This window comes from Veillonella criceti (assembly GCF_900460315.1).
GTDB classification, from domain to species: Bacteria; Bacillota; Negativicutes; order Veillonellales; family Veillonellaceae; genus Veillonella_A; species Veillonella_A criceti.
This window is the reverse complement of the sequence record NZ_UHIO01000001.1, coordinates 1,938,411-1,953,465: the sequence shown is the minus strand read 5'-3', so window position 1 is coordinate 1,953,465 and position 15,055 is coordinate 1,938,411. Positions and strand designations below refer to the sequence as shown.

The following is a 15,055-nucleotide window of genomic DNA, read 5'->3' as shown; positions in this document are numbered from 1 at the left end:
GTCTACTAACTTTTAGTAGCCTACGGCTTATCTATTTCTTAACTCACATATTTAATTATGAAAGAATCTTCTATATCCTCCTTAAAGCGTTAGATATATTTTTTAGCTAGCGTTTCAAAGTCATCACTATGATCTTTAATCCATGTATCATAAGGTTGACCTGCTTTATTCAAGGTATTGGCTAAGTCAGCAAAAAAAGCTGGTAAATCAGCTGTAGTAATCGCGCCTAAAGGTTCACCAAACGTAACAAATCCTAAGGCATCACTACCGCCCTTGAACAGGTTAAATGCTGGCTGTGGTTTACCGTCTACTTGTTTAACAAAGCCATGTAAGCCAAGCGTACCAATTTGATGGGTACCACAAGAAGATGGACAACCAGACATATGAATCTTAGGTAATAAGCTATCATCAATTCCTTCAGCCGCCAAATGCGCTAAAATATCCTTATAGGCTGCTTGAGAATTCTGGAACCCGACCTGACATTTAGCAGCCCCTACACAACATACACTAGCAGAAAACTCAGAAGTGGAACTATCATCTTTAATTAACTCGTACACTTTACGTGCTTCCGTAGCCGTTAAATTAATAAAATAAGTCCCTTCTTCACTGGTCATACGGGCTTCAGCACCTTCTAAGGAGCCTACGTATTGGAATACATCACGAGCCACTACCGGTTGTGCATGACCACCTACTGGATGATAATACACGTAGTATAAACCATCTTGTACTTGTTCGCCAATTAAGCCATTAGCCTTAGCTAACTCTTCGTCTGTCAAATGTTCAGTGCCTGTTTTAGTAATGGCTGTTTCTGGCAATTCGAAACTTAAATTTTCAGTCCGTTTTACAAACGTTAAGAATTTATTAAATGTTTCACGGAATTTATCTTCACCCATATCCGCTACCATGTAACGAGTACGGTTCTTACTGCGTGTTTTATAATCTGCATTTTCAATAAATGTGCGAACCATCGCTTTAATGTAGTATAAAATCTCAGCAGGATCTACCTTTTCAGCTAATAAAATGCCCTTACGGGGATTACCACCCAAGCCACCAGCTGCATACACAGTAAAAGTACCATCAGCTTGTGCCCAGAACCCTAAGTCCTTAAAAGTAACATGGGTACTATTTTCAAGACCATTGGTAAACGCGATTTTAAGTTTACGAGGCATTTTAAAATCAGGAATCAATGTAAGAATATATTCACTCGCAATTTGTACATATGGTGTAATATCAAATGGTTCACCAGCAACTACACCGCGTAAAGGACTAGCGGCAATATTACGTGGATGGTCACCACCACCACCACGAGAATAGATGCCATGAGCATGGCATTCTCTAAACATTTCAACAACTTGTGGTCCCTGTAAGCCATGAATCTGGATAGACTGGCCTGTTGTAAAATGAAGATGTGGCAATTCAAAACGTGTAAACATATCTGCTAAGAACGCTAATTGTTGTTGCGTAATGCGCCCCCCTGGCAAACGCAAACGATACATAGCCGTATTAGCACCACGTTCTGCATAAGTACCAAAAGGACCAGACAAGCCCTTATAATCATTAACAGAAATTTCTTTATTAAAGAATTGTTCACTCGTTTTAGCAAAACTTGGTAAATCTTTAATGAGGCGTTCCTTCACCTCATTGGTCAAAAATGTCATAACTTGTCCCTCTCAATCTTTGTAACGACATACTTATATCAATCAAGATGATATACAACTATTCAATCGTAACACGTCCCCTAAACCGCGTCAATACTGAATGCCGTGCTAGGGACTTATTTCAGGGAAGTATATACTACGTTGTGAATCTAACCGATCAATAAATATTCGTTCGTCCTCTATACCGGCTGTCCGTAATCCATGAATCCATTGTTTCATAAATCCATGACCACCTAGTACAACAAAGCGAGAATTTCTTATCGTTGATTCATTTTTCAATATTGTTTGTACCGTTTGCTCAAACGCATACCGATTGCTCTTAAAAATATATTGAACTCGCTCATCAGCCACCATTAAATCACGTAATTCTTCTACAGGCTCCACTACATTCACACATATAATGGGTCCTTCGCCACCAGCCTCTAATATATCGCGAATAAACGCATGCATACTTGATAGGGCCACCCCTTGTGTCAATAACACTAGAGGTCCTTCGGCTGGCACAGTTAAATGATTATTTACTTCTAAGATAAATAAACTATCGCCAACTTCATACGTTGCCAAGTCACCTTTAAATATGGACGGATTATCAGGAATTCGAGTGGAAAATACGATAACCCCATCTTGTGGTCGTGTCGATATCGACACCACTCTCGTATATTTAGGGTCGAAAGAGGCTGGCGTTAATGCAGTTGACTCAGCATTTCGAGTGGCTAAATCACAACCTTTAATCCTTGAACCCATCGTAGGATCCAGTCCTTCAAATAAGCCTATCTTCATATTAGCCCCACCAGCCCAAGTCAGGCCTTCAGGCATAGCCAATGTATAGGTCCTCATCAATCGTCCTAAACGGCGACAGCCTAATATCTCTGCAATTCGTACTGCCATAAGAGAAACTCCTCTCTTTGCTTCTTCCTATTAATGACGATACCCCCTACATTGTCTAGCCTTAGGTGGCTCTAAAATTAAAGACCACTTTATACCTGCCTGTAAACCACCTGGTGGCAACACTTGTGAACGTTTATGCGTTGGTTTTAATTGTGTTGGCTCCCAGACTTTCCCCTGAGGCAGAGACGGTTCTTTTTTATTATTATTTTCTTCCGCAATTTTTATTAGTATTTTGGTTCTCTCATCCAGCTCCGACTTACTGTCTACCGACTTCTCTTTACTTGGGAATGTTGCCAGAATTGCTTCCTTCGCCTCAGGCTTTTCTTGGCCACTTGCTACAGGCGTTTCTTTGCGTTCCATTTTTATACCATAATACTCTTCCATAGCTTCCCAGGTCATAGTATCTTTTGAAGATTTCTTCGCTGTTTTAGACGGCTTCGGCCCAGGTCGCGACTGACGACTTGGTTCTGACCAATCATACGGTTCTCGCTTTGTTGAAGTCACGTCTGTCGGCTCTTGTTGACCTGGATTCTCTTGATTACGAGAACGCTTTTTCTTACGGCTATCAAAAATGACAGATCCTAATACCAATAAAAACACAAGTAAACCTAAATCCATATATTAGCCTCCGCTACTTATTTCTTATGGTTATCTTGTTGTGTCGACAATTCAGTCGTTTCACCATCAGCAATTGTTTCACGCATCTTAGTATCAGCCATAATATTATTCATATTATAATAATCCATAACACCCATATGACCATCACGCAATGCCTGCGATAAGGCCTGTGGTACTTCTGCCTGTGCTTCCACAACCTTTGCCTGCATCTCTTGAGTATAGGCTCGCATTTCTTGCTCTTTGGCCACCGCCATAGCACGGCGTTCTTCCGCCTTCGCTTGCGCAATATTTTTGTCCGCTTCCGCTTGATCCGTCATAAGCTGAGCCCCAATATTACGTCCCACATCTACGTCAGCAATATCGATGGATAGGATTTCAAAAGCAGACCCTGCATCAAGGCCTTTATTCAATACAGTCCGTGAAATGTGATCTGGATTTTCTAATACATCTGTATGTTCCTCGGAAGAACCTACCGTCGTAACAATACCTTCCCCAACACGGGCAATAATCGTAGCTTCACCTGCACCACCAACTAAACGATCAATATTCGCACGTACCGTCACTCGAGCACGAACTTTAAGTTCAATACCATTCTTTGCAACAGCTGAAATAGTCGGCGTTTCAATCACTTTCGGATTAACACTCATCTGTACTGCTTCTAACACATCACGACCAGCCAAGTCAATCGCTGCCGCCCGTTCAAAGGTCAACGGAATAGAAGCTCGTTCAGCCGCAATTAAAGCATCTACTACGCGGTCAACATCGCCACCAGCCAAGTAATGGGCCTCTAACTGATTAACATTTACCGTTAAGCCGGCCTTATTCGCTTTTACTAAAGGCAACACAATCTTCGATGGCGATACACGGCGCAAACGCATGCCAATCAATGTAAAAATACCTACATTTACGCCAGCAGCTAAGGCTGAAATCCAGAGCCCTAACGGCACAAAATGGAAAAATAAAGATATAACCACAATGGCGGCAAAAATTACAAAAATAAAGCTAAAACTCAATAAATCTTCCATACGTCCTCCTCATTATGTTTTACTAACTACATTAGACTTTTCTAACTACAATACGACCACCGGTTACTTCAACGACAACCACTTCAGTACCAGGTTCATAAAATTCACCATCCGTCACTACATCAACCGGCTGTTGATCAAACAAAACTCGCCCAGCTGGCCGTAATACAGATTGAGCTATACCAGTTTTACCCAGTAAATCACTGCGTTCTTCACTACCACTATACCCACGTTCTTTCGTAGATTCTAAGGTCAAAGTTAGTGCTTTACCAAGACGACTGTTAGGGGCCTTTCTAATTAACCAAACCCCAACGATTAAGGCAATGATTGCCACTACGGCCACAACCATAGTAGCCAATAGGCCCGCCCCCAAATATAAATAAAGAGCTCCCAAGAGAGCAATTATACCTAGCAAGCCAAATATCCCAATACCAGGCACCAAAGATTCAATGCCTAGTAAAACTACGCCACCAATCACTAAATACGTAATCATGCCTCTCCTCCTTTCTCCATTCAATCTTATTTATATAATTCGATACGGTTTTACAAAATACCTTTTTTCTTCCCCTAAAATTTTGATGAAGTCATAAAAAATCCCCCTAATCAAGCTAGACTAGCAGGGATTTATACATTTATACGGTATTCTTTGTTGTCCGTTTAGGCCACTTCAATTGACTCACATCAAAACCTTCTAGTTCAAGAAGTTTTACTTTGATAGCTAAGCCACCTGTATATCCAGTCAAATTATGATTTGCCCCAATAACCCTATGACAAGGCACAATAATAGGAATCGGATTATGTCCCACGGCGCCCCCGATCGCCCGTGCCCTAATTCCTGTATTTCGATCCTTAGGATACAATGTTCTAGCTAAATCACCGTAAGTAACTAAAGAGCCTACAGGTATATGGCACAATTCTTGCCAAACTGCTTGCCTAAATGCTGTGCCTATAAAGCGAATTTGAGGTAACTTTGTTGATATATGTCCATTAAAATAATCTGTCAACCACATAAAGGTTTCATCAAAGATAGGTAATGATTCTTCAATAATTAAACTCGTGTCGGTAGCCACCTCATATTGCTGTGAAGGCATTGTAAGACCTACTAAACTGTCGCCATCACTATACAAAGTAATCGCACCAATACTAGGGAAACTACGAGTATACGAATAAAATATCTGCGACATAAAACCCTCCTTTGCCGTGGAATTGTACATTTTAGTATAATTTGTCCATTTGCAGTTGTACTTATGGAGCAACTTATTTTATAATAAGTGTATAAGTAAATTATACTCATTTAAGTACGTGATTGTCTATGAAAGGAGTTTCATTATGAACGCAGTATTTACAGAAAATGCACCAAAAGCACTTGGTCCTTACTCACAGGCTATTAAAGCCAATGGCTTTGTCTTTATCTCTGGTCAAGGTGGCATTAATCCTGAAACAGGCAAATTAGTCGAAGGTGGCGTTGAAGCCGAAACTTTACAATCAATGAAAAATATTGAAGCCATTTTAAAAGAAGCAGGCTCTGATTTCTCCAAAGTAGTAAAAACTACTTGTTTCTTAGCAGATATTAATGATTTCGCTAAATTTAATGCTATCTATGCAGAATATTTCACAAGCAAACCAGCTCGTAGTTGCGTAGCGGTTAAAGAATTACCAGCTAACTTCTCTGTGGAAGTCGAAGTTATCGCAATTGCTGAATAATTAAATATAAGCAAACACTACAAAGCACTTCTCCATAAACTCACAATACATTGTAATTTATGATGAGAAGTGCTTTTCTTAACTATCACTAACAGGTATATTATTTGTTCATAGCCGTAGGGTACAACCATTCACTCCAGCTTAATTGGAAATCAGTGTGATGATTCTGCTGTACATACCGATAAAATTTGCGTATCATCATAGCTTTTTCCTCATAATAAGGCGCTTTCCATGTATCCTCTGTCATTGTATGAGCCACATCATTCCCCCCAAGTAATTGCTGACGTTTCAAAATATCTGTTAATGACAAATTAGGATTTTTCATTATATCATACATAGCCATAAAGGTTGTTGTCCGCCCTTTACCGGCCTCACAATGAAAATGAAGCCATGCATTTTTAGGTAAGGTTTTATACAACGCAATAAACCGATCAATACTCGTTTCATCAGGCCAAGTATGATCCGTTACTGCCAGCCGTATATATCGTAACCCATTTTCTTTTACTACCTGTTCCTCCGTTTTAACCGAATTAACGACTAATGATTGCTGATTAATCGCTTCTTTTTCTTTATTCAAAGATGCTACCACTAAATTCGTATGTGGCAAAGCAGTCAGCCAATGTTTTTCCTCTTCTACAACCGTAGCTTGTGACTTTCCAACATTACCCCAATTCCGTTTACCATACTGACTAACAGAAATCCCATTTACAAATAGGTGACTTTCTTGACGCAAGTCAATAATATATATAGGACCATCTGTTTTAGTCCGCAATATATTAGTTAATTGCTTAAATTGAGACTCCGAAGGTTGCGCACTCCCAGACATTTGTAAACCATCTAATCCTTCGCGCGTTGGTAATGTAGCCATTGCCAACTCATCAATCGGGCTAACAGACTCAATCTCTTCCTCATTAGCTTCCTTCACCGTGTTTAGCTTATAATAATCATGTGTTGTTCTAAAGTTAGCAGGCAACGTCGCATGAACCTCACTATCTACCCGCCACATATAGGGTGTATAAGGATTAACAAGACGTTTATCAGCATACATGATATTAGGATTGACAGCCATACGCGTTACTTTTGCCACTGAGTGAACCACGCTTCCATGAGCGGCTTCGCTTTCAAGACGACTTTCTTGCGTAGGTAATGGCAAACGTGGAATAGCCGATTTAGGCAATGTAGCTTCGTTAGCAAAAGCCGTACCATATAAAGTGGTACCTACTATTGTCATTAATGCAGCTCGTTGCCATATAGCGCTCGATTTTGGTTTCATACATAATCCTTTCTTAAAACAAAAAAGCCTGTAAATCCTTAATTCACAGGCTTTTTTGTTTGTGTGTTGTGTTTGTGTGTTTTTTTGTGTTTGTGTGTTGTGTGTTTAGAGAGAGTCTTTTAAAGCTTCGTGAGGCATTAAAAGGGGATATTATAGCAATCTCTTACATACAACAGAAAATGAAAACTCATTTCTCTGTAAGAGTTTCTTGCTATGTGTATAGAATACAAGTCTAAAATGAATTCTACATGTGAAAACCGTGAGAGTTGAGTGAAGTTTTCTCATCACTTTTCACCTATTACTCATATTCCCTTTGGTTATCCCCTGTAATGTCCTTCTATTTATAATCAAAATATGCTCTTATATATAGTCAAAGAAAGGTATTTTAGTATATAGTATTAATAGTAGCAAGGAGGTAATCATGACAGATCAAGAATATATGCAAGAGGCTCTTATGGAAGCCCAAAAAGCTTATGAGTTAGGAGAAATTCCTATTGGCGCGATTATTGTAAAAGATGGTATTATTATTTCACGTCATCATAACCGCCGTGAAATAGACCATGACGCAACAGCACATGCTGAAATTTTAGTCATTCGCGAAGCTTGCGAAATACTTGATCGTTGGCGGTTGACCGGTTGCACGCTTTATGTTACTATAGAGCCATGTCCGATGTGCGCTGGTGCCATTATTAACAGTCGAATTGATCGAGTAGTATATGGTAGTAGCGATTACAAGGGCGGTGCTGTAGAGTCTTTATTTAATGTACTTACGCATCCAGGCTTAAATCATGAACCAGAAATTTTAAGTGGTGTATTAGCGGATGAGTGTAGTCAAATAATGAAAGACTTTTTCAAAGAACGGCGTAAAAAACGGAGAAGTACCCAAGAGGCTGAAGGGTCCGCACTCGAAATGCGGTAGGTCGGCACAACCGGCGCGGGGGTTCAAATCCCTCCTTCTCCGCCATCTATACACCGTATTTTTCGATTAATTTCAATAATAATCAAACCTCTTACAATACTAGGTATTATCTAGTGTTATAAGAGGTTTTTCTTTTTGTCAAATAGTCAAATATTCCCCATAGTTTTCAACTATTTCCGTCTAATTTCCGTCTAGTTTCCGTCTAAGCTACTTAAAACTCTTTATATAATTTTCAAAAACAGGAGCAAACGTATTTCGCTCTACATCTGAAGTTACCATTACATAGGCCACTGGATTTGGAGCTTTCAAAATCATAGCGCCTTGTGCATAGAATGGTAACTCAACCCCTTGTGCATTAACAAATAAACGAGAACCGGCTGTATACGTTGGATATTGTGCCCCCTTTAACTCTGTCCAAGGGGTTTGATCCTCCATATCAACCGTCACATTCATTGATAGTGAATTAACAGCTCTATTGTCAAAAGCTCCCTGTAAAAATTGATTAATCTGATGTTCGCTTTGTAGCCACATCGCATTAATCATTGGCAACTGTTCTTTGACAAGCACTGGATTTAACACGGCCGAAAATCCCTTAGTGTTCTCTGGTGTTAACTCCATAGTAAACACATTCGCGGTTTTTAACACTTTTTTATCTTTCAGTTGCCACTGATACGCATCAGCCGCTTCACCTAATTTAAAATCTTTATTTTGAATCGTCTTGCCCGTTTCTTTTCGGGCCGTTTTTTCAATTAAATCAATATAACCTGGAATCAAAATACTATTGGATAAGCGACTTACCGTTACATTGTTTGGCAAATTAGCTGTGCCACCAATCACTTTCTGTGCAACAACCTTACTATTAGTGTTCGCTGACAAACTAGCCGCACTAACAGCGGGTACAGTGCTGACTAAACCAACTAAGCAAGTCACCGTTAGTGCCCATTTCTTCCATTGTTTCATTAATAAGCCCCCTAGTTTAATTGTAATATTCTTTCAAATTGCTGTTGCCAAAACTCACCATCAGCATCATTAGACATAATAAAGGTAATAATCGGTCCTGTTGCTTCATAGCGAATCAAAGAAAATGTAGCCATAGGAACCTGATAGCCATCATAACTCAAATTGGAACGTTGATGATTAAATATCAATTTACCTAATGCGGTATGCTCCTTAATTTCTGGTATAGCTTCAGTTTCTAAATTTTCTATATTCATCGTTTTTAAAGTAGCTTCTTGTAAAGCTTGTACCTTAGCCATAAAGTCTTTTTGTTCTAGCTTTATGGCTTTCATGTCAATACTGTTAGTTTGCTGTTGATTTACAAGGCTTTGTGAAAATTGCTGCATCATCTGCATAATATACGTATCGAATCCCTCTATCTGTTTCCCCTGTGCCATATTTTCACGATTTTGAATCTCGGCCCAACGATATAATTCATCAGGATGATAGCCAACACGCTTATTTTGATAAAAATCGTCATGTTGTTTTAAGTCAGCCTTTAATTTTTCTACGACGGCCTTATTATTATCTTTTTCTGCAGCAGCTATCATCTGTAAAAATAGCTTACGACTCAATTGATAGCCTTCCTCATTATATATGATAGACTCGGGCTCCAATTGAAGTTCAAAAGCATACGCTACATGATGAGCCGCTTTATCTTGTGCTTGAAATTGATAAAAGTTAACATTTTTGATTGTATTTTTATTATACTCAGCTAACTCAGGTATATCTAACGTATCTTTTTGAGCCAGACTACGAATAAGCTGCGCATATTGCGAATTGTAAATATCTATAACTTTCGCATACAATGTTGGATCCGTTGTACGCGCTTCCATTGCTTTTTTCAAATCAAAAATTTTAACGGTATCACTTAAAGGTACCCGCTTACCATCTGTAGTCTGCCATACATGACTTCTTGTATCTATGATGCTAAGTGGTGCTGCCGAACTAACGCTGCTAGCGCCAGACATAGGGTTGATAACCGGACTATATGAAGCACTACCACCCGCAACCAGCGCACGCTCTGAAGCACTAGCACTCGTAATTACACCAAAACTTATAGCAAGTGCTAATAGCAACTGTCTTTTATTTTTAAATTTCATACATGTATCCCTCTTATAATTCTTGAATAAACTGTACAAAACGAGGTGCAAACGCCTCTTTTTCAACATCAGACGTTACTAATACATAAGCTACCGGATCAGGTTCAGTTAACACAACTGCCCCTTGCAAATAATAAGGCAATTCTAATCCATTAACACCAGCCAAAAATCTCGTACTTGCCATATAAGCGGGATGTGTACTATGAGGTAATCGTGTCCAAGGTGTCTGATCTTTTAATTCCGCTTTAGTATAGGCAAAGGCTGAAATTCCTTTGTTCATAGCTAACTCTTGTACTTTTTTGTATAATTTACCATCACTTTGTAACCACTGTTCATTTAAAGTTGGCAATTGACTATCAATAAACGCTGGTTGTGCTAAGGTAGAAAGCCCCTGTGTTGTTTCAGGTGTCAAAACTAAACCAAATACAGTCGCTGTCTTGCGCCCCTCTTGATCTTTTAATTGCCATTGATATACATCAGCCTTTTCACCCAAACGGTAGTCATCCATCTGACGTAACTGACGCTGTTGTCGTTCATACATTTTTAGACTTTGTGCTCTTGCTTCACCCGTTAATAATTTATTATCTTCCCAACTCCGTAAACGTGGTCCTTTGGCAATATCCTCTGTTAACCCCTTTTCAACTAACTCTGCTATAGCAGGCACAATAACCGTATCAGATAATCGGCGAATCGTTACATCCCGTGGCACCATAATCGCCCCTTTATGACCTAATACTTCCGTAGCCCCTACCTTAATCGATTCAGTTGTTACAGCCCCGGTTGTCACGACTGGGGTTGTTACGCCCATAGTATTTTGCGTCGCACTTTGCCCAACAAAAGGCACGCCAGCTACTACTAACATAGCTACTAAAGCACTTCGTTTCCAAAATTTCATAACCCGTTCCTCCTTATTGAATTCCATAGGTTGCTTTTAATTGCTTTTCCCAATAATTAAAATCACCATCATTCGTAACTAAGAAGGTAAATACCGGTCCTTCTTCTTCGAAGCGAATCAAATTAATATTTCCTACAGGAATTTCATAACTATCAAATGTGAAGGCCATACGGCTATCAGCATACAATACGGGGCCTAGCTTTGAAGTTACTTGTTGTAACTGACCTAACTCATCCGCCTTAATATCTGAAGTAGCAAAGAATTTTTGTAAACCTTCACGAATTTTACCACTCATCGCTAATTTTTCTTTGGCCCGTTCACTCGTCTTAGCATCTTTAGCCAGTTCTTTTTCATGAGTCGCTAAATCAGCCACTATCGCTTTCACAAACTTATCTTTATATACGCTCACGAAAGTATTAAAGGCCAGAGCATCTTGTGATGTCTGTACCGCCTTATACCCTTCAATCGTAGCCAAGTGGAATGTTTCAGGGTTATACGTCATCGGATAGGGCGCCAACCAAGCTTCATTTTCAGCTAATACAGTCGCATTAAGTTCTTTCATAAATTGCCAGGTATGCGCCATTTTATTAGAATCATTGGCAGAACCAAATGTAGCTATATCTGATACGCCACTAGCAAATCCAGTAGCTTGCTGAGCCGCTTGTAACGAATCTAATAAATTCACATTACCACCACGTACAGCAACCCTTGTAGACATTGTACCATCGACCTCTTTTTCCAAGGCCTGCCATAATGCTTTCGTTAATTTCAATTCCGCCCGCTCACCTTGAATATAATCTTTCCCTAACGCCAAATCAACGACATACGCCGTATGAACTCCTTTCGCATCTTCACCACGCAATTGATAGGCATTCCAATCCCTAAAAATCTCACCTTGGAAATTTTTCAATTCAGGTAAATTAATATCTTTATTTTCAGCCAATTCCCGAATATCTTTCACATAATCCTCGTTGAATTGTTTAGCCGAAAGAAAAGCGGTACCATCAATCATACCTTGTGGCGTCATCATCCGCTTTAGGTCAAATACCGTCACACCTTGTGGTGTATTCAATGCCCTATTATCTACCGTTGTCAAAACAGAGCTTACTAATACAGGTTGAATGCCGCTATAACTAGGTACTGTCGTAGCTTGTCCTACTGTTATCTCACGGGCTGAATCTGCTGTTTTATCCGCTTTACTCTTAGTCGCTTGCGCTCTCTCACTTACTGCATACACCATTCCCAATGTAGCACTATTCACTTCAGCCGCTTGCGCTACAAAGCCCATGCTACTCCCCAATAGAGCAGCCATGACTAGTCCATATATATGTTTGCGTTGCATCTAACCCACTCCTTTGCCTCTAATCAAAATTTGCTATATAATCAATATATAACCAAAAAGTATATTTTAAATGAATTTATTGAATACACACTATAATTCTACTTAACCTACCCTTTAATTATATACTCTAATGAAAACGTAATTTACTCATGATGATTACGTTTTACTTTTTGCAATAATAAAGTTTGTTTTAGTTCATGAAGTTTCTGACTAATATTTACCTTCACTACTGGTGGACGATTTAAACGCAAATACTCAGGCCACAATAGCTTAATTTGCTCATTAGCATAGGCCACAATTTCTGGCAATTTTGGCAAGTCATACACTAATTTGCCTTTTTCAAAAATTGGCACTAACAAATCAATCACATCAAAGCTGTTTGCTTCCAAATGAGTGCATTTCCAAGGATACATGGGATTTTCAAACGTATAAGGTTTTGTAGTATCGATAGTTTCATCGACCAAACAAATTAAATCACCAATAAGCTTACGATTCCGTCGATTAATAAGGCGCAACACTTTCTTACACCCTGGATTCGTCACTTTTTCTATGTTGTCAGAAAATTTCATAGTTGGTCTGAATTGACCCGCTTCATCCCATTGCCCTGCTAATTTATACACACCGCCTAAAGCTGATGTGCCGTCAGCCGTGATAAGTTTGGTTCCCACACCCCAAGATGTGATTGCACTATGTTGACTTTTTAAATCTGCAATACGATGCTCATCTAAATCATTAGAGGCAAAAATAGTAGCATCTTCAAAGCCAGCCTCTTTTAACATTTGAAACGCTTCTTGGGATAAATACGACAAATCACCACTATCCAACCGAATACCGTAGCCTTTCGGCATAGTGCCGCCTCGTCGTTCTTTCACTTCTCTAAATACCTGTATCGCATTGGGAACACCTTGCTGTAGCGTATCATAGGTATCAACCAACAATACTAGCATATTTTCATACTGCGCTGCATACGAGCGAAACGCTGTCAATTCATCAGGAAAGCTCATAATCCAACTATGAGCCATGGTGCCAACAGGCTTAATTCCATATTGAGCCGCTGAATATACATTACTCGTACCATTAAAACCACCAATAATAGTAGCACGGGCACCATATACAGCTGCATTAGTCCCCTGTGCGCGGCGCATGCCAAATTCCGCTAAGCTATCACTCCCTGCGACACTGCGAATCCGACGAGCTTTTGTAGCAATCAAAGACTCATGGTTTAAATACATAGATAAAGGCGTTTCAATAAGCATAGCTTCATCCTTAGGTGCTTCAATGCGAACTAGAACTTCGCCAGGAAACACGACTGAACCTTCCGGTGCAGCATACACAGTGCCAGTAAAACGAAAATCTTTTAAATATTCTAAAAAATCCTCTTCAAATAAACCTGTTTCACGCAAATATGCAATATCATCCTCGTTAAACGCTAAGTTTTTCAAATAATCAATGACATGCTCTAACCCGGCCACTACAGTATACGCACCATTAAAAGGGTTTTTACGATAAAAACGATCAAACACACAAGGTGTACGGTGTAAATTTTCTTTAAACAAACCTTGCATCATAGTGAATTGATATAAATCTGTTAATAAAGCTTTACTAATCACAATACGTTCCTCATCTCTCCATAATTTATAAATGGGATAACAATTTACAAGCACTAGTATTTAAGCTACAATTGTTAGTGCCTATCTTTATATAATTCTATATTCATAGAAAGGAATCCTCTTTTTATGTTACAGGCTCGCTTATGTTTATTACTTACCGCTTTTGTTTGGGGCTCAACCTTTGTCGCGCAACGATTAGCCGCTGATTTAGTAGGTCCTCATACGTATAATGCAACGCGATTTTTATTAGGCGTGTTAACGGTCAGTCCGTTATTATTTTTTATGAAACAAACTCCACCCTCACAAAAAGCTCGATTTCCTATCATTTGGACGTCTTTATTGCTAGGCTTTTTACTTTTTTTAGGCGTCAGCTTACAACAATATGCCATCGCCTATACAACAGCTTCAAAAGCAGCCTTTTTAACGGCACTCTATATAGTAATCGTTCCTGCCCTTGGTTTGTTTATAGGACAACCCATTAGTCTACTGGCTTTAGCGGGTGTTCTTTGCTCGGTAACCGGCGCTGGTTTATTGAGTTTAAAAGAAAGTTTTATCCCATCGTATGGGGATGGAATTATATTAATTTCAACGCTCTTTTGGGCTTTACACATTATTCTATTAAGTGCCATTAGCAAGCAATATAATCCATTTAAATTAGCGATAGGACAGTTTTTAGGCTGTGCCGTCTTTTCAGGCATCGCCGCCTTTTGGTCTGAACCACTATCTTGGACAGCCATTGAAAATTCTTGGTTATTTATTGTGTGGGGTGGTGTGCTATCCGTAGGTCTTGGCTTCACAGGCCAGCTCTTAGGTCAGCGAAAACTACCAGCTACTCAAGCTTCACTCATTATGAGCCTTGAAATTGTCTTTGCTGGTATTATGGGCTATTTAATTTTAGATGAACGCCTTAACTATCAAGAAATCATCGGCTTAATCGCCATGTGTACGGGCGTATTATTAGCTCAATTACCATGTCCGCCACAATTATATATTGGTCCCTTCTGTCGTCGAAAGGAGTAAGTAT

At 39.4% G+C, this 15,055-nt stretch carries 15 protein-coding genes and 1 tRNA gene; 4 read left to right on the top strand and 12 right to left on the bottom strand.

The genetic code is table 11. The features are described 5' to 3' along the window. Nucleotides 1-89 precede the first annotated feature (89 nt). The 6 genes from DYE54_RS08755 to DYE54_RS08730 form a co-directional block, all read right to left on the bottom strand. Nucleotides 90-1,658 carry a nitrite/sulfite reductase gene (locus DYE54_RS08755; RefSeq protein ID WP_115310862.1) on the bottom strand — a complete coding sequence of 523 codons (1,569 nt, stop codon included), beginning with the start codon at nt 1,656-1,658 and terminating at the stop codon, nt 90-92. A gap of 108 nt (nt 1,659-1,766) precedes the next feature. Then, nucleotides 1,767-2,546 (bottom strand): ferredoxin reductase domain-containing protein, encoded by a 780-nt coding sequence (locus DYE54_RS08750; RefSeq protein WP_115310861.1) that lies wholly within the window; start codon nt 2,544-2,546, stop codon nt 1,767-1,769. A 30-nt stretch (nt 2,547-2,576) separates the two neighbouring features. Beyond that, nucleotides 2,577-3,164: a hypothetical protein gene (locus DYE54_RS08745; RefSeq protein WP_115310860.1), complete on the bottom strand. Its 588-nt coding sequence runs from the start codon at nt 3,162-3,164 to the stop codon at nt 2,577-2,579. A 17-nt stretch (nt 3,165-3,181) separates the two neighbouring features. Beyond that, the gene (gene floA, locus DYE54_RS08740) at nt 3,182-4,189 is read right to left on the bottom strand and encodes a flotillin-like protein FloA (RefSeq protein WP_115310859.1); all 1,008 of its coding nucleotides are present in this window, start codon (nt 4,187-4,189) and stop codon (nt 3,182-3,184) included. Nucleotides 4,190-4,220: 31 nt separating this feature from the next. Beyond that, nucleotides 4,221-4,682, bottom strand: coding sequence for an NfeD family protein (locus DYE54_RS08735; RefSeq protein WP_115310858.1), 462 nt, complete (start codon nt 4,680-4,682; stop codon nt 4,221-4,223). 139 nt (nt 4,683-4,821) lie between these two features. Further along, nucleotides 4,822-5,373: a methylated-DNA--[protein]-cysteine S-methyltransferase gene (locus tag DYE54_RS08730; RefSeq protein WP_245935712.1), complete on the bottom strand. Its 552-nt coding sequence runs from the start codon at nt 5,371-5,373 to the stop codon at nt 4,822-4,824. A gap of 145 nt (nt 5,374-5,518) precedes the next feature. Between DYE54_RS08730 and DYE54_RS08725 the strand changes: the two genes are divergently transcribed. Further along, entirely contained in the window at nt 5,519-5,893 is a 375-nt protein-coding gene (locus tag DYE54_RS08725) for a RidA family protein (RefSeq protein ID WP_115310856.1), read from the top strand. A gap of 100 nt (nt 5,894-5,993) precedes the next feature. On the opposite strand, the gene DYE54_RS08720 is transcribed toward DYE54_RS08725, so the two are convergent. Next, nucleotides 5,994-7,166: a phosphatase domain-containing putative toxin gene (locus DYE54_RS08720; RefSeq protein WP_115310855.1), complete on the bottom strand. Its 1,173-nt coding sequence runs from the start codon at nt 7,164-7,166 to the stop codon at nt 5,994-5,996. Between the two features lie 421 nt (nt 7,167-7,587). Between DYE54_RS08720 and tadA the strand changes: the two genes are divergently transcribed. Next, the gene (tadA, locus tag DYE54_RS08715; RefSeq protein ID WP_218564780.1) at nt 7,588-8,085 is read left to right on the top strand and encodes a tRNA adenosine(34) deaminase TadA; all 498 of its coding nucleotides are present in this window, start codon (nt 7,588-7,590) and stop codon (nt 8,083-8,085) included. Next, a tRNA-Ser gene (locus tag DYE54_RS08710) sits at nt 8,039-8,130 on the top strand. The genes tadA and DYE54_RS08710 overlap by 47 nt, the downstream gene beginning before the upstream one ends. Before the next feature lie 162 nt (nt 8,131-8,292). Here the strand turns inward: DYE54_RS08710 and DYE54_RS08705 are convergent. The 5 genes from DYE54_RS08705 to DYE54_RS08685 form a co-directional block, all read right to left on the bottom strand. Further along, nucleotides 8,293-9,045 carry a hypothetical protein gene (locus tag DYE54_RS08705; RefSeq protein ID WP_115310854.1) on the bottom strand — a complete coding sequence of 251 codons (753 nt, stop codon included), beginning with the start codon at nt 9,043-9,045 and terminating at the stop codon, nt 8,293-8,295. 11 nt (nt 9,046-9,056) lie between these two features. Then, nucleotides 9,057-10,184: a hypothetical protein gene (locus tag DYE54_RS08700; protein ID WP_115310853.1), complete on the bottom strand. Its 1,128-nt coding sequence runs from the start codon at nt 10,182-10,184 to the stop codon at nt 9,057-9,059. A gap of 13 nt (nt 10,185-10,197) precedes the next feature. Then, nucleotides 10,198-11,079 (bottom strand): hypothetical protein, encoded by an 882-nt coding sequence (locus tag DYE54_RS08695; RefSeq protein ID WP_115310852.1) that lies wholly within the window; start codon nt 11,077-11,079, stop codon nt 10,198-10,200. A 13-nt stretch (nt 11,080-11,092) separates the two neighbouring features. Then, nucleotides 11,093-12,421, bottom strand: coding sequence for a hypothetical protein (locus DYE54_RS08690; RefSeq protein ID WP_115310851.1), 1,329 nt, complete (start codon nt 12,419-12,421; stop codon nt 11,093-11,095). Between the two features lie 143 nt (nt 12,422-12,564). Next, the gene (locus DYE54_RS08685; protein ID WP_115310850.1) at nt 12,565-14,031 is read right to left on the bottom strand and encodes a nicotinate phosphoribosyltransferase; all 1,467 of its coding nucleotides are present in this window, start codon (nt 14,029-14,031) and stop codon (nt 12,565-12,567) included. 126 nt (nt 14,032-14,157) lie between these two features. Here DYE54_RS08685 and DYE54_RS08680 point away from each other — a divergent pair, with 126 nt between their 5' ends. Continuing rightward, nucleotides 14,158-15,051 carry a DMT family transporter gene (locus DYE54_RS08680; protein WP_115310849.1) on the top strand — a complete coding sequence of 298 codons (894 nt, stop codon included), beginning with the start codon at nt 14,158-14,160 and terminating at the stop codon, nt 15,049-15,051. Nucleotides 15,052-15,055 lie beyond the last annotated feature (4 nt).